We start from the raw sequence: 15595 nt of genomic DNA on the forward strand, positions 1-15595 counted from the left end.
CCATGGGGTGCACGGCCGTGAGGTGGGCACCATGGCGACTGCCGACGAACGTCAGGCGTGCGGGGAGCGCCTGCGGACCGAACGCAAGCGGCGCGGCTGGTTCAAGCCCGACATGGCCCGCGCGTTGGCGGAAGCCCTTGAGGCGATGGGGGAGCGGCAGTGGCCTGACCTGCCGACACTGAAGAATTACATTCTTCGATGGGAGGGCGGAAAGGTCTACCCCGGCCCTCTCTACCGGGCCGCCTACGCCAGGGCATTCGGAATGCCGGAGGATGCCCTCTTCGGCATGGCCGTTTCGGGTGCATCCTGGGAGGATGGGACCGAGGAAGACGACATGAGGCGGCGGACCCTCCTCGGGCTGCTCGCCACCGCCACCGCTGCGCCGTGGGCGCAGCGGGCCGAGCACGTTCGGGCCGAGGTGACCGGTGCGATACGCCCCACGACCACCGACCGTGACGCCGACACGTGGGAACGCGTCGCGTTCGATTACGCCCACGAGGTCGGTGTCCTACCCGCAGGGCAACTCCTGCCCGACCTGCTCGCCGACTTCTCCGAGATCAGCGGCATCGTCGCCGGAGCGCACGGGCCCGTTCGGACACGGCTGATCCACATCGTCGCCCGGCTCGCGGCGCTCACCGCGATCACGCTCTCCGACCTTGGTGACCCGGGGGGCGCCCGCCGTTGGTGGCGCACCGCAGAACGCGCCGCCGACGAGTCCGGTGACCACCTCACCGCCTCCATGGTCCGGGGCCGCCAGGCGGTGTTCTCGCTGTACGCGGACCGGCCCCTGCCGTCGGTCCTGGGTCTCGCCGAACAGGCCATCGAGATCGGCCACGGCTGGCCCTGCGCCGGAGTCGCCAGCGGTCACGCCGCCAAGGCCCAGGCTCTCGCCCTGCTCGGCCGCCACGCCGAGGCGGCCGACACGTTGGAGGACCTCAACGGCATCTTCGAGCGGCTGCCCGAGCGCACCAGCGGCGACGGGTCATCGCAGTGGGGATGGTCGCTGCAACGCCTCCATCACGTCACCAGCCACGTCTACACCTTCGCGGGAGACCTCGAACGGGCCGGCAACGCCCAGGACCGGGCGCTGGCGCTGTACACCGGCCGCGGCTACCTGGGGCGCGCCCAGGTCGAGCTGCACCGTGCCGGGTGCCTGATCGCCGCCGGTGACGTCGATGAAGGCGCACGGCACGCCGTGCGCGTGCTGGAGTCACTGCCGGCCGGGCACCGCGACAACGGGGTGGCCCGGCGGACGGCGGTGATGTCGCTGAATCTGGCACCGCGGACGGACGCGCGTCGACCGGCGCTCCGGGACGCGTACGAACTGCTGGCCCTGCCTTCGGGAGAGCGATGACCACCCTGAACGATCTGACGTTCACCCGCCACGACCCGGCCGCCGTCGAGGCGGCTCTCGACGGCGTGATCGTCCCGCTGTACGAAGCGACCCATGCCGATGTGATCGGGGATCCGTTCTACTCGGCGGAGCGTTTCACCGAGCGCGTCCGGGGCTACATGCAGGCCCCCGGATTCGAGATCGTCGTCGCCTACCTGGACGGTGTACCGGTGGGCCAGGCGTTCGGATACGCGTTGCCCGTGTCGGCGCGGTGGTGGAGCGGGTTGACCACTCAGGTACCGGACGGCTTCACCACCGAGACCGGCAGCAGGACGTTCGCGTTCAACGAGTTGATGGTCCTGCCGCAGTGGCAGGGCAAGGGCGTGGCGCACGCTCTGCACGACGAGCTGCTACGCGGCCGACGCGAAGAACGCGCGACCCTGCTGGTCCGCGAAGACAACGCCCCCGCCCAGACCGCGTACGCACGGTGGGGCTGGCGCAAGATCGGCAAGCTGCGCCCCTACCCGGACGCCCCCCACTACGACGCCCTGCTCATCGACCTTCCCCTCGGGACCTGAAAACCCGACGGCGGTAGCTCACCGCAGGTCGATGACGTACAGGTCGAACACCGGCTGCGTCTCGCCCTCACCGCCGGGAACCCGACCGGCCTTCCGCCATCCCCACCGCTCGTACATCTCCTGCAACGCCCTCTTATTCGGGTTGGTCGCCAACGTCGCCCGCTCCTCCGACCGACCACCGAGAAGTTCGGCCATGAGCCTGCGACCCAGGCCACGGCCCCGGTGGGCTGGAAGCACCGCCAGATCGATCACCGCGAACGTCCGGGAGCCCGTCTCGGCGACGAAGTCCTCCCCGGCGGCGGGTTCAAGACCCTCCCACCACGTGGAACGGGCCGACAACGGCAGACCATAGGCGAACCCGACCAGCACGCCGTCGACGCGGGCCGTGACCGTCTCGAACCCGGGCGACGCCGCCTGCCGCTCCGTCCGCATCCGGTGATCCGCGAGGCTGTAATCGGGGAACGCCGCGACGTACACCTCCTGAATCTGGTCGAACTCGCCCATGGTCTGAGCACCGTTCAGCCGCTCGAACACCACATCACTCATTCCTTCATCCGTCTCCGACCGGTCCAGGCCCACGCATCGCACTGCCGGAAGTGGCCGGATCGGTGGCGTGATGTAGTCCGGCTCCCTGAGGACGTGCGGGACGAACGAGGGGAGCACACCGAGCCCTCACGGGTGAAGCGTTGACCAGATGAGGTCACTCTTTGTCCGGACGGCGACACTGGGCGTCGGCTTTGGTGAGCATGGAAACGACCATCGATCGAGGAACACCGCCTCCCCGAGGGAGCCTCATATGACCGCTGACGGCAAGCACCGGCCGAAGCCGCCCAAGGACAACCCCACGCCCAAGGGGCCGCCGACGCAGGACGAGCAAGGCCCCAGGCCCAGGCCCACCACGTCGACGCAGCGGTGACGTCGACAGCCGATTCCGCCCTGCCGGTGACCGGGCTCCCCGAAGGGGAGGCCGAGGCCGTGCGCTCAGGCCGCCTGGACATCGGCTGGGCGCGGATCCTTTCCACCCTGCCCCGGTCACGGTTCCTGCCCGACGTCATCTGGCCCAAGGATCCGGCGACCGGGGTCAACATCCCCGTCGACAAGGCGGTCGATCCCGTGTCCTGGCGCGGGTGGGCCGACGCCGACGTCCCGATCGTCACGCAGTGGGACGACCGGTCGACCGGCGGCCCCGGCGACACGGCGACGTCATCGGCGTCACAGCCCGCCCTCGTGGTGAACATGCTCGCCGAGCTGGACGCCCGGCCGGGGCACCGGGTGCTGGACGCCGGCACCGGGACCGGCTGGACCACCGGGCTGCTGGCAGCACGGACCGGCTCGGCGAACGTCGTCGGGATCGAATACGACGCGGCCGTCGCCGACGCCGCTCGGGCCCGCCTGCACGCGGCCGGACTCGACCCCTTGGTCGTCACGGGCGACGGGGCGGCGGGCTGGCCGGCGCGCGCTCCCTACGACCGGATCCAGTGCACCTACGCCGTACGGCGGATCCCTCCGGCGTGGGTGGAGCAGACCCGCCCCGGTGGGCTGATCGTGGCCCCGTGGGAGACGGGCCTGACCCACCACGGCGCGCTCGTCCGCCTCACCGTCGACGAGGACGGCACCGCGTCGGGGCCGTTCGTCCGGAGCGTTCAGTTCATGGGTTCCCGCCCCGAGCGGCCGACACCCGTGGACCGCGAGGACTACCTGCCGTCCGACGTCGACAGCTGGCCGGACGGCACCGACCAGACGACCAGCACGCTGCGCCCGGCCGACCTGTGGGACACCCCCTACAGCGCGGCATGGTGGACGGTCGGGCTCCTGGTGCCCGACGTCGTCCACGCCACCAGCACCGCCGACGACGGCACCCTCATCGGTTGGCTGTTCAGCCGCCGCTGCCGATCGTGGAGCATCGCCTACTTCGACGACGACCCCGAGGCCGAGGTCTACCAGGGCGGCCCGCGCCGCCTGTGGGACGAGGTCGAGACGGCCCACCGCTGGTGGGCCGAGCATGGACGGCCCGGCCACGAGGATTTCGGGCTCACCACCGGCACTGAAACCGAACGCGTCTGGCTCCGCGACCCGGCCAACATCATCGGCCCGGACCGATGATTCCTGACGCCACCGGGCCTGGCCGATCTGCGGGAGATGACCGGTTGAAAGCCCGCACCGACACGCCGGGGACCGCCCCAGAACCGAACGAGGCACTACGGGCCAAGTTGATCGCCCGAGCAAGAACCGACGCCGCCGCCCGCGACACCCTCGCCCACACCAGAGACTGGGCCCCCGTGCGCGAGATCGACGCCGACAACACCCCGTCCATGCGGGACATCCTCGCTCGCTACGGCTGGCCGGGGGTCACCCTGGTGGGAGACGACGGCGCACACGCCGCGTGGTACCTCCTCCAGCACGCCCCACCCGATTTCCAGGAATGGTGCCTGCCGCACATCGCCGTGGCGGCCGCCATCGGTGAGGCACGACCGAAGGACCTCGCCTACCTGGTGGACCGCATCCTCACCCACCAGGGAAGGCCCCAGCTCTATGGCACCCAGTACGACGGCGCCACCATGACGCCGCTCCCCATCGAACGTCCCGAACATCTCGACTGGCGCCGCGCGCAAGTCGGGCTTGAGCCGCACGCCGAGTACCACGCCACCATCTGTGGCCCCGCACTCGGGTCCGTGTCACCAGGGGAAAAGTAGATCGATCGCCGTAGGTCAGCGCCGACGGCCTGGGGCCCGGTCGTCAAGACTCCGTCACCGGGTGAACGCGCTGGTCGATGATCACATCGCGGGGCGGGTTTCGGCGTTGGACCGGTCGCCCGGAACGGGGGCCGAATCGGCGGGCCGCACGGCGTCACGGCGCTGACCTGGGAAAGCTCGGTTTCCGAAAGCGGACAGAGTCCGTATTCTGTCGGGTCAGCGATGCCTAGCGCCAAGACTCGGCTGGACCGTCCCCGGTGCCCGGAAACCCCGACATCCGTCACGCACAGCTACTTTGCATCTGGTCGCACGGACCCGAGCGCCGGGCCCTGGGGGCCCGCTCGTCAGCCGGGCTCCGGGTCCGCCGGGACCACCACGGCACGCCTCTCGCCCTCGGGTAGTGGGGTCACCGTCCACCAGCCGGGTGTGATCTCCCGCGACCTGGCCCGAATGCGCTCGGCCGAGCGCGCCGGCCATCTGGTCTCCGCCGACCAGGACACGGCCTCCAGGTTCGCGCCGCTCAGCTCCGCGCCGGTCAGGTCTGCGCCGCCCAGGTTCGCGCCGGTCAGGTCCGTGCGGTACAGGTTCGCGTCGGTCAGGTCGGCGCCGCCCAGGTTCGCGCCGGTCAGGTTCGCGCCGCCCAGGTGCGCGCTGGCCAGGTGCGCGCCGCCCAGGTGCGCGTCGGTCAGGTTGGTGCTGGTCAGGTCCGTGTAGTACAGGTTCGCGTGGATCAGGTTCGCGTGGATCAGGTTCGCGTGGATCAGGTTCGCGTGGATCAGGTTCGCGTGGATCAGGTTCGCGTTGCTCAGGTTCGCGTGGGCCAGGTCCGCGTAGGTCAGGTTCGCGTGGGCCAGGTTCGCGTTGCTCAGGTTCGCGCCGGTCAGGTCCGCGTTGCTCAGGTGCGTGTCGCTCAGGTTCGCGTCGGTCAGGTGCGTGCCGCTCAGGTCCGCGTGGGTCAGGTCCGCGCCGCCCAGGTGCGCGCCGGCCAGGTCCAGGCGGTGGGTGTCGTTTCGGCGGTCGCGTCGGCCCAGGACGGTGAGGGCCGCCTGCAGGTCGGGGCGGAAGCGGGTGCGCGGAGCGGTGGCCTGTTCTCCGGCGCCGTCGTCCGGCGGAGTCACGGTATGGGCGTCGAGGTCGTGGGAGTGCTCGCGGACGTAGGCGGCCAGGACGGCCATGACGGTGGGGTGGTCGCGGGGGGAGTCGCGGGCGATGCGTTCCAGGGCGTAGATGCCGCCCAGGGCGGTGACGCCGAGCCCCTCGATCGCGGCGGTGTAGCGGCCGGTCACCAAGCCCTGCTCCCCCAGCCGGGCGGTCTCCTGAGCGGCATGGGCGGTGTGCTGGGCGGCCTCGGCGGAGCGGCGGGCGGAGGCGGCGTTGGCTGCGGTGTAGTAGACCGCCACCGAGGCCAACAGCCCGGTGCCCAACGCCATCGCGTGCCCCCGCACCGTGCCCAGCGCCTCCGACAGTTCCTTGCCCTTCAGCCCGTCCTTGCCGCCCACCGGCACACCATCGACGTGTTCCAGCCACCAGGCCGCGCCCGGCCCCAACACCCACACCACCCCGACCGCCAGCACCACACCGACCGCGACCAGCACCCCACCCAGCATCCGGAACCAGACCGCCCGCCGGACGGCCCGCCGCCGCGCCGCCCGCCCGGATTCCCTGCTCTTGCTCATCTCGTCCCGCCCTCTACCGCCGTCCCGTGATGGTGCCAGCCGGTTGGAGCCGCCGAAGGAGGTACGCGTTCCCGGCATAACCGGTGACCGGAGAACCGGTCATCGGCGCTAGCGACCGGCACCCATGACCCAAGCACCCTATTGACTATCAGATAAGAGAGTTAGCATCACCTATCGTGAGGAGCGTGTTATGTTGGGGGTATGAGCAAGAGCAGATACCAAGAGATCGCCGACGCGTTGCGAGAGCGGATCCAGGCGGGCGAGTGGCCGGTGGGCAGCAAGCTCCCCGGCATCAGCACCCTGCAAGAGGAGTACGGCGTGCCCGGACTCAACACCATCCGGGCCGCGCAGCAGCTCCTGGTCGAGGAAGGCATGATCGTCACGAAGCAGGGCGTGGGCGCGACCGTCGTCTCCACCACGTCGCTGCGGCAGGTCGACGTCCTGCACCTGCTCCGGACCGCCCGCGGCGCGGTCGTCACCGCCATCGCGGCGCTGGAGGCCCCCAAGCGCATCACCCTGGACCTCAACGACGCTGACCTGTCCTTCGTGGTCACCGACGCACTCAGCGAGTGGGCGTCCCGGCAGCGGCACGAAGCGCAGGACGAACTCGCCGACGACCCGCAGGACACGACCGCGGCGTCCCGGCTGCGGCAGGCGGAGATCGCCGATGCGCTGCTGGCCCGCATCGAGGCGGCGCTGTGAACGAGAACGCCGAGATCACCGTCATGCCCGGCACCGTCCGCGTCCTGGTCCCCGACCTGGGCGAGGACGCCCCCACTTGGGAGCTGCTGGAGGAGACGCTGACCACCCTGCGGCACTGGGAGACCCACCCCGACGAGGAGGGCGAGGGGTTGCCGCCGGTGACGCTGCCCGCCCCGATCGCCGACGGTGCCGCCTTGGAGGCGCTGCGGGAGGTTCTGACCGCCGTGCTGGCCGTCACCGGCTCGCGCGCCCAGGCCACCGGGTTCGGGTGGCTGATGTCCCCCGAGCCGCCCGGCGGCATCTGGGGCATCGAGCCCGGGGCGCTGGTGGAGCGGATGCCGCTGCGCGTCGGCGGTTGAGCAGTAACCGAACGGCCAGTGTCGTTAGCGAGCCGTCCTCGCTCGGGCTACCGCCAGTGGCCGTTCCGATGCGGGCGGCGACGACCGGGAGGGAACGCTCCGGACCCGGGTTTCGGCGCGGTACCGCCGCCGGCGACCTGGGCCGAAAGGGCGGCCGACCGGGTGCGACGCGCTGACCTGGGCCGGAGCGGTTCGGTAGACCGGGCAGAACTACCGTTCTGTCGGGTCAGCGAGCCCTTAGCGTCAAAATCTGGCCGGATCGTCCGGGACCCCAGAACGGCCCAGTGGCGGTAACGCGAGCCCGGACGGCTCGCTAACGCCACTGGCCGTTCGGTTGCTGGTCGATCCCCGACTCGCGGGCCTTCACCGCTGGCAGGCGATCAGTCCTTGACCGCACCCGCGAAGACGTTGGTGGGCAGGCCGTACCGGGCGCGAAGCTCTTCGATCGCGGCCAGGTGCTCGTCGGGCGGCCGGGCCCCGGACATGACGCGCGTGGACACCCTCACGATCGCCAGCAGGGCGTGACCGAACGCCAGCGTCTGCACCGGGGTACCGCCGTGAGGAATGGCGACGCCCGCGTCCGCGACGACGGCGATCCCCCGTTCGACCAACCAGCCGGCGAACGCCGAGTCCGCGGGCTCGATCACCAGGTGGCAGTACGGCCCCTCGGCCGGGAACAAGGGCATGGCCGGGTCCACCCGGGCGGCCTCGAGGTAGGCGCGTAGCAGCGCAGCCTCGAACCGCGCGGCCTCGGTCTGCGTCACGACCGTGGCCTACCCGTCCCGGCTGGCCGAGAACCCCACGTGCTCCGGTCCGGGCACCGCCACCCGAGAGTCCCGCCCGCGCCCTCGTCTCCCACAGCGGCGTGGCCGTTCACGTGTGGGTGCCCGACGCCCGATGCACCGCCAGCCCGGTCATGTAGGCCACCGGCTGATCATGGGCCAAGCGCAACCCGATCAACAGGGCACCGCCGCCGTGGTTGAGGTCGACCGCGGACACGAGGTGGTCGGGATCGACCCGTCGCCCGGCGCCGTTCGGGTCGCCCGCTCCTACCGTCTGGACGTCCGTGAGGGCGCTGCCCTGGCACCCGGCGACGGCCTCGGCATGTACGACACCTTCTTCATACTCGGCGGCAATCTCGGGCTGCTCGGCTCCGAGGCCCAGGCCCCGAGCGTGCTGGCCGCCCTCGCCGCCCTGGCCCGGCCCGGAGCGCAGATCCTGGCCAACGGCCACGCACCCTACTCCGTCGACCATCGCGACCACACCGGCTTCCACCGACCGCAACGCCGATGCCGGGAGGCTGCCCGGTCAGGTCCTCAGGCGGGTCCGCTACCGACGGTGGGCCGGCGACTGGTTCGACCGGCTGCTGCTGTCGGCCGACGAACTCGCCGTCCTGATCGCCGGGAGCCCGTGGCGGTTGAAGTCGTGCTCGGACTACGGGCCGACCGGGTTCTACCTCGCACACCTGGTCCTGCGCGACGACGCACAGCCCGGCGCCACGACCGCGATGGCCTGAGACCGCCCGATCACCTCGAACCGCCACGATGACCGACCTGGCCTGTTAGGACAGAACCACGAGCACCAGCGACCCAGAGAAGATCTGGGAAGCGATCGGCGGCCTGGGGCACAAGATCGACCGGTTGGCCGAAGCGTTCGCCGCGGCGACCGAGCCGAACAAGGCCCGCCACCGTGCCCTGCCCGACAGGCTCACCGCCGATGACGTGGACGGCGTCACGTTCATCACCACCCGCCTCCAGCCGGGCTATCACGAGCCCGAGGTCGACGCCTTCCTCGACAGGGTCATCGAAGAACTCCGCGAACGCGACCGCGAGTTCGGAGAACTCAAGGCCGAACACGAGCGGTTGGCGGAGGAGAACGCTCGGCTTCGAGCACGGCTCGACAAGGCCTGATGACTGCGCGGACTTCGGTGGGTCCGTGCCTGGCCGAACACCTCGCCATGCCTGTTCACCGCTGTTCCCTGTTCGCGCAGCACCCGCAGGGACCAGCCGGAAGCCTCTGGGGCGGTTTGAGGCGGTTCGCCACCGGGAGTGCTCGCCTGTTGTTCGGTGAGGGGGACGGTCCCGCCTCCCTCGCGGGAGGTGGCCCAGGGTGCATCTTCTCTACACTCCAGGCGAGCGAGCTGCCCTCCGGATACGCGCCCTTCACCGTCCGCGGCTCAAGGCCTCGGGTCCTACGATGACCCGATGAGCAGCAACCGGACGTATCGGATCGTTGATGGGGAACGGATCGACGGCGTCTACCGGCCGATCTTCATCAGGAACGGCGGCACCAACTTCCTGACCGACCTCAAGATCTTCGCTGACGGGGCCCTCCATTACTGGGAATGGGGAGACCTTGAGGGGCTGCGCGCCAAGATCGACTGCGGCTGGGTGGCCACATCGCTGCCCGAAGGCGGCTCCGCCCACGTGCACGCCCTGGCGACGTGGCGGTTCGACGAACCCGAGATGTCGGTGACGGCGGACGAACTGATCGGCGAGGTCGCGGACGAGATCGATCGGCTGAACGGGCGGCCCGACTCGCTGGAACGGTGCCGCGACGCCGCGGTGCGCTACGCCCGGTCGCGGGCCGAGCAGGACCGCCACGCACTTCGTGCCGCCTATGAGACGGTTCCCGAGCACCGACGGGTTTACCTCGGCGACATGGACTCCCGGGACATCCCCTTTCGTCTGCTCATCGCGGAGGTCGGCGAGGAGTGGGAGGAGTACTTCTACTACGAGGACGAGTCCGGCGCCGAAGGTGACGGGGAGACGGTCACCGAGCAGGCAAGGGATTGGGCGTTCCGATACTTCCGGGATTGGGACTCACCCGACCCCACCTGGATCGCGGTGCGAGAGGCCGACGGCCCCATCGAAGTCGCGTCGCCCACCGTGTACCTCAACGAGGGACGCCCCCTGTACCCCCGCGCGCACGGCCTCCGCAACACCTACCCCGCCCCCTTCACCGTGGCCGGCCAGATCTACCCGACGGTCGAACACGCCTACTGGGCGCTATCGGTCGAGGACGAGACGCAGCGAGAAGCGATCCGAACAGCGCAGACCGCTTCGCAGGCCCAGCAGCTCGCGGCCGTGCTCGGACGCCGACCAGGCTGGTCCGACGCACGCCTGGCCATCATGGCTGACCTGATGCGCGCCAAGTTCGCCCAGCACCCCGACCTCGCGGACATCCTCGTAGACACCGGAGACGGCCGTATCGTCTACAGCCACGCCAGCTCTCCCTACTGGGAAGGCGACGGCACGACGGGCAGGAACTGGCTCGGCCGACTCCTCGAACTGATCCGATCGGAACTCGCCTCCGCCAGGACCGGCCTCGCGATCCGGTGAGCCTTCCCCCACCCGCCGCCGCCGTGCGCCGTTGGCAGGCGGCGGGCTCTCCCGCGTGACCCGTCGCTGCCGCGTCCGGTCAGCGCAAGGTGGATCGGTGGTGCCAGAGTCCGACGCAGTCACCACGTCGCCATGTTGGCCTGTCCAGATCCCTCATCTGCGCCCCTGACCAGGTGGGTGCGCGTTAGTTTGTCCCGGTCGCGTAGGCGGGTTCAGCAGACCATGGGCAGGGTGAAGGCACGGTGACGTCTGTGACGGTTCCAGCGCAGGTGTCGGCGCCCGTGGTCTCTCTCGCTCATCGCGCCGTCCTGCTGGCACGCCCCCCGCAGTTCGCCGGGATCGAGGCGCCGAGCGTCCCCGACGTGGTCGGTCGGGCCCGGCTCGACGACGCTGCAGGCGAAGGCGCGTTCCGGCAGGTCCGCCAAGCCGTCTTGGCCTGGCTGGGCGGCAGGAAGGCCGTGGAGGCCACGCTGTCCTCGGGTCTTCACCAGCTCGATGAGCGGCGGACGCTGGCGGTCGCCAACACCTACGCCGACGACGGGACCGAGGCCGCCACCCGGATCCAGCTCAACGAACGCAACGACAGCGGGTTCTGGAGCACGACCATGACGGCGTGCACGCAGACCCATGGCGGGCTCGTGATCAGCGTCGAACTGGAGTGCGCCGATCTGGCGCACGGCGTCCACCCTCAGCCTCCCGGCCTGATCCGCGAATTGCTGGACGTCCTGCCGGTCTGTGACGGTCCGTCCCGCCTGACCCGCATGCCCATCGCGATCCACGCCGAGTACGTCGACTATCTGCGGGATGTGCTGATGAGCCCCGACCGCCGGATGCCGGTGCTCGTGGCGGCCAAGCCGTTGGCCCACCACGGCACCTGGGAACGACGTTGGCGGGACATCACACGCGGCGCGGCCGGGATGGCGTCGCTGTACCTGCTGACCGACCTGGCCGCCGTCGACGCCTTCCGGGGGCTGGTGTACGAGTACCACCGGGTGGCGCCGGGCGCGGTGCGGACCTTCTTGCCCGAGGTCGACCCCGCCTGGCGGGCCGATGGTCACCGCCACCGCGTCCTGTCGTTCGGGCGGCTGTCGGACCGCGCCGACCACGCCTGGAGCAACGTCGTCGGATCGGTCCAGCAGATGTCGCGGTCCGCGGCCGTCCCGCCTTCCCTCAACGAGGTGACGTTCCCGGGCATCGACAGCGAGACCGCTGCCCGCGCCCGCCGGCACGCGCTGGACGCCGCCGCCGATACCGGTACCGGCGAGGGCGACCTGCGCGCGGAGATCGCCGTGCTGACCGGCCTGCTGACCGAGGCCGACACCCAGATCAGTGACCTGACCGCCGGCCGTGAACGCCTGGCCAGGCAACTGGCGGCCGCGGCCGACGCACACCGCCGCAGCGAAGACGACCTGGACCTACAGGTCGTGGAGCACATGGAGACGCTGGCCGAGCTGGACCAGGCACGCGCCGAACTCAAGCAACTACGCTCGATCCTGCACCGCCGAGGCCGCAGCCACGACGCACACCCGCACCTGGCCACCCCCAGCCCGCCCGCCGGCTTCGAAGAACTCCTCGATCGGATCGGGGACCTGCCGCTGATCGCCTTCACCGCAGAGCGGCGGCGTGCGCTCGAACTCGACGACACCGACGCCCGCCGCGCCCCGGTGTGGGCGGGCAAAGCCTGGCAGGCGCTGCGAGCGCTCAACAGCTACGCCGAGCACTCCACCAGTCCCACCGGCTTCCCCGGCGACTTCTACGCCTTCTGCCACCGACCGCCCATTGGCGCTGAGCCCTTCCCCGCCAACAAGGTCGCCATGGACGAGTCCGACCGGGTACAGAACCATCCGGCATGGGCGAAGGAACGCATGCTGCCCGTACCGCCGGTCCTGGACCCCACCGGCGTCATGCTGATGACGGCCCACATCAAGCTGGAGTCCCGCGGATCCATCTCCCCGAGGATCTACTTCGTCGACAACACCGCAGGGCCGACCGGCCAGATCATCATCGGGTTCATCGGAAGGCACCTCACCAACACGATGACCTGAGCCGCGCGGCCCTAGAGCCCCCGCCAGTGGGCTGATGGACGACCCCGGGCCGATACCCGGAGTGCCGACCCCCCAACGGTGACGCGCGGGCACCGGGCAGACTGATCGGCTCACGGAACGCGTCACAGACAATGGAGCGCCTCGTGCCCGATGCCGCCGGCTGGATCGGACACCTCCGTGAGGCAGCCGAACGGCTCCCCGCCGAAGGCCCGCCAGCCGTGAGAGAGGCCCGGCGGCGGGCGGTGGACGCGGTCGCCGTCGCGCTCGGTGTGGATCCGACGCTCGCCGAGCCGGACCGAGCACGACCGGTGGACGTGGTCTCGGAGTTGCTGCGCCAGTTCCAGCCGTTGGCGAGGCAGGCCGCCGTCGATCTGCGCCGCCGCGAACTGGAGAGCGTGCCCGGCGGCGAACGCGACATCGCGATGCTGGGACGGACCTAACCCGGACGCGCCCGTCGAGCTGGAGGCGCTGTCGTAACGCATCCTCGTCCGGCCGACGAGTGTGCGCGTCGCCGCACTGGAACACCCCTCCCCGGATCCGGGAGCGGTCGGCGAGGCCTCTGACTGGCCCCGGGCGGCTGGAGGCCATCGCCGCCGAGCTGCGCGCGGCGGTACGGCCCGCGCTGAACCTGGCTCATCCCGATCCGGAGGCGGTGCGGCTGACGGCGCTCGCCGACCAGATCGCGGCCCCTCCCGGCCGGGGCTGCGCGGGCCCGGGATGCACGGTGGAGCTGGACCACGCTGGTGTCAGCAGTCGGCGCCGGTACTGCGGAGACGCCTGCCGGCAGCGCGCCCACCGAGCCCGCACCACCAAGATCACGCCCGCATAATCAGCTATCCGGAACGCTTTTCGTCGAGATGCGTCACGGCGTGCCGCCGCAATTCTGCCGTTCTGTCACCACCATCGAGATGGGTCGGTAACGTGTTCTCTCGCGAGCACAACCGACATCGCATGACGGAAAGGAGGTGAGCCAGTCGTGGCCACTCGACCCACTCGTCTTGAAGCGAGTAGAGCCCGTAAGAGTGAGCGTCGCGCGACCGCTGTGATGACCGCAGTAGCAGTTATCGCGGTTGGTGTGACGGTCTGGGCGGTGCGGACAGTGATGTACCGCGGTGGGCCTGGCGGCCGGTGCTGAGCTAAGCACTTGGCCGGTGACCGCTCCACGCGGCCGCCAGGAATCCGTAGAGGGGCATTCCGGACGTTCCTCGGGGTGCCCCTTTCGGCTGTGGGTCTCGTACCGCCGGGGGGGCAACTTCAGGTTACCCCCTTGTTCGCATCTTACCGTACAGCATTATTGCCGGGAAAAGTTTGAGACATCTCCGAAGTGAACGAATGTTAGACCAGGAGCGCCGCACACTTAAATTAAGATGGTTCGCCGTAAGATCAGAGAACGATACGATGATAATGTTCACCGAAGTGACTCTATACTCAGAGCTTATCCAAACCACCAATAAAAGATAAGCGCCGACCGGCGGAAAATAAGCGTTCGGCAATACGAAAACCTTATGGTGGAGCTGAACGAAACCTCCATCGAGCAGTGCTCGATTCCATGGATCGGCGACGACGGGCCGGGGCCGTCGTGACGTGCTTATTTCGACCGGCGGCGAGGTTACCCCCTCAGAGCGCCTCAGTGGGCCGTAGGCGCGTGAGGCGACCCGGCGTGTGTCATCCCCTTCGGGTCGCACTGTTCGGCCCTCTGGCGAGCCGCCGTTTTAGGGAGATATGTGACCGTTTCGGCGGTTTCGCTCTCTCAGCGTGTTCTGCGCCTTGCCGCCTAATGTGTCGGGGTACGGGCCGGAATGTGGCAGGGGTGCCTGCCGCCGGATGCGAGGGGTGGGAGGAATCCACGACGCAGTCGGTGAGGACGTGCTCGCCTACCCACCGGTCGGCTGCCACGCCGCCCGCTACGTTGGGCCCTGCCTGAGGCGCCCTGGTCGGGGCGTCGGCGAGAGTCGTGCAAGGAGGCGCTGTTGTTCCGAACGGAGGCGAAGGACCGTTCACCTCCTCCGACGTAGCGTCGGGATGAAACCGGAGGCACTCTGACCCGGGAGTCGCCGGGGAGGGGGAGCGGACCTCGACGAGTCACGCCCAGCCCAGGACTACTGGACGGGCGAGCGCGGTGAGCGAGACGGGAAGGCATCCGGGCGGGGGAGTGGTGCGCATCCGCACGCCTCATGACGAGGGCGAGGAACTCCCAGCATGATCTTGAACGCCTCCGCCCGGAGAGCATGGTGAAGATCACGCCCTCCGTGGAGAGCAACGATCCGGTGACAGCACCCCCGGAGATGACTCACCGTGTGTGATCGATCGCATAGTGGTGTCATGCGTGTTGAGCGGAAGGTCGAGCGGAACCGAGTGGCCGTGCCGGCTCGGTCGGTGCCGATCGCGGTGGCGGCCGGTGTGGCCGTCTTCACGGCGATGTGGCTGCTTGTTCCCGTCGGCGATGCCGGCCCACGTCCATCGGGTCCTGCAGCGGGGTCGATGCCTCCCCAGCAGGCCGGCCCGTTGCCTGCGGCGCCCGGTCCGCCCGCGCCGACTCCGGAGCCGTCGTTGCGGCCCCGGTCGTCACCGGCTCCCGAACCGGGTGAACGGGCGGTGGCCACGGACAAGGCGCCGGGGCGAACGCGGAATCTTCGACACGGCGACCACATTCGCCAACGAGGACCCGCGCCGCACGGTGCGGGCGCGCGCACCCGCCCCCGGACGCGGGCCCGGCCAGGAGTCCTGGCTTGGGTACGCACGGAATGCGGGCGGCGTTACCTGAGGGATCTGACCCGGCGGGGGCTGTGCATCCACGCACTGGACAGGATCCTCGGCAAATGATCTGCGTTGCCCGCGGGAGTGGACGGGTACTCCTCGGTCTGCGCC

The 15595-nt window shown here is 70.0% G+C and carries 15 protein-coding genes; 11 read left to right on the top strand and 4 right to left on the bottom strand.

The features are described 5' to 3' along the window. Positions 1-31: 31 nt before the first annotated feature. Complete coding sequence (locus tag DFJ69_RS30245) at positions 32-1354, top strand: NsdA family TPR-like regulatory protein (protein ID WP_147312495.1); 1323 nt, start codon at positions 32-34, stop codon at positions 1352-1354. Continuing rightward, the gene (locus DFJ69_RS30250; RefSeq protein ID WP_116025738.1) at positions 1351-1911 is read left to right on the top strand and encodes a GNAT family N-acetyltransferase; all 561 of its coding nucleotides are present in this window, start codon (positions 1351-1353) and stop codon (positions 1909-1911) included. Before DFJ69_RS30245 ends, DFJ69_RS30250 begins: the two co-directional genes overlap by 4 nt. A gap of 18 nt (positions 1912-1929) precedes the next feature. Here the strand turns inward: DFJ69_RS30250 and DFJ69_RS30255 are convergent, their stop codons facing one another. Beyond that, entirely contained in the window at positions 1930-2457 is a 528-nt protein-coding gene (locus tag DFJ69_RS30255) for a GNAT family N-acetyltransferase (protein WP_116025739.1), read from the bottom strand. Between the two features lie 429 nt (positions 2458-2886). Between DFJ69_RS30255 and DFJ69_RS30260 the strand changes: the two genes are divergently transcribed. Together DFJ69_RS30260 and DFJ69_RS30265 are read left to right on the top strand one after the other, a co-directional pair. Continuing rightward, positions 2887-4014, top strand: a complete 1128-nt coding sequence (locus tag DFJ69_RS30260; protein ID WP_170177853.1) for a methyltransferase domain-containing protein — start codon at positions 2887-2889, stop codon at positions 4012-4014. Between the two features lie 176 nt (positions 4015-4190). Continuing rightward, entirely contained in the window at positions 4191-4604 is a 414-nt protein-coding gene (locus DFJ69_RS30265) for a DUF6624 domain-containing protein (protein WP_211328855.1), read from the top strand. 344 nt (positions 4605-4948) lie between these two features. Here DFJ69_RS30265 and DFJ69_RS30270 read toward each other — a convergent pair whose 3' ends face one another. Next, positions 4949-6280, bottom strand: coding sequence for a pentapeptide repeat-containing protein (locus tag DFJ69_RS30270; protein ID WP_116025741.1), 1332 nt, complete (start codon positions 6278-6280; stop codon positions 4949-4951). 201 nt (positions 6281-6481) lie between these two features. Here DFJ69_RS30270 and DFJ69_RS30275 point away from each other — a divergent pair, with 201 nt between their 5' ends. Together DFJ69_RS30275 and DFJ69_RS30280 are read left to right on the top strand one after the other, a co-directional pair. Continuing rightward, positions 6482-6982 carry a GntR family transcriptional regulator gene (locus DFJ69_RS30275; RefSeq protein WP_116025742.1) on the top strand — a complete coding sequence of 167 codons (501 nt, stop codon included), beginning with the start codon at positions 6482-6484 and terminating at the stop codon, positions 6980-6982. After that, the gene (locus DFJ69_RS30280) at positions 6979-7341 is read left to right on the top strand and encodes a hypothetical protein (RefSeq protein WP_116025743.1); all 363 of its coding nucleotides are present in this window, start codon (positions 6979-6981) and stop codon (positions 7339-7341) included. Before DFJ69_RS30275 ends, DFJ69_RS30280 begins: the two co-directional genes overlap by 4 nt. A 380-nt stretch (positions 7342-7721) precedes the next feature. Here the strand turns inward: DFJ69_RS30280 and DFJ69_RS30285 are convergent, their stop codons facing one another. Then, a complete protein-coding gene (locus DFJ69_RS30285; protein ID WP_116025744.1) occupies positions 7722-8105 on the bottom strand; it encodes a hypothetical protein in 384 nt (127 codons plus the stop codon). A 109-nt stretch (positions 8106-8214) separates the two neighbouring features. After that, positions 8215-8574: a hypothetical protein gene (locus DFJ69_RS35085; RefSeq protein WP_211328856.1), complete on the bottom strand. Its 360-nt coding sequence runs from the start codon at positions 8572-8574 to the stop codon at positions 8215-8217. Between the two features lie 407 nt (positions 8575-8981). Here DFJ69_RS35085 and DFJ69_RS30295 point away from each other — a divergent pair, with 407 nt between their 5' ends. From DFJ69_RS30295 to DFJ69_RS30315, 5 genes are all read left to right on the top strand, one after another. Continuing rightward, a complete protein-coding gene (locus DFJ69_RS30295; protein WP_342769892.1) occupies positions 8982-9251 on the top strand; it encodes a DivIVA domain-containing protein in 270 nt (89 codons plus the stop codon). Positions 9252-9545: 294 nt separating this feature from the next. Continuing rightward, entirely contained in the window at positions 9546-10682 is a 1137-nt protein-coding gene (locus DFJ69_RS30300) for an NADAR family protein (protein ID WP_116025745.1), read from the top strand. 251 nt (positions 10683-10933) lie between these two features. Further along, the gene (locus tag DFJ69_RS30305; RefSeq protein ID WP_147312496.1) at positions 10934-12727 is read left to right on the top strand and encodes a hypothetical protein; all 1794 of its coding nucleotides are present in this window, start codon (positions 10934-10936) and stop codon (positions 12725-12727) included. Between the two features lie 218 nt (positions 12728-12945). Beyond that, positions 12946-13167, top strand: a complete 222-nt coding sequence (locus tag DFJ69_RS30310; protein ID WP_147312497.1) for a hypothetical protein — start codon at positions 12946-12948, stop codon at positions 13165-13167. Positions 13168-13226: 59 nt separating this feature from the next. After that, positions 13227-13556, top strand: a complete 330-nt coding sequence (locus tag DFJ69_RS30315) for a hypothetical protein (protein WP_116025748.1) — start codon at positions 13227-13229, stop codon at positions 13554-13556. Positions 13557-15595: the final 2039 nt, after the last annotated feature.

The organism is Thermomonospora umbrina, assembly GCF_003386555.1.
In the GTDB taxonomy this organism is placed as follows: Bacteria; Actinomycetota; Actinomycetes; order Streptosporangiales; family Streptosporangiaceae; genus Thermomonospora; species Thermomonospora umbrina.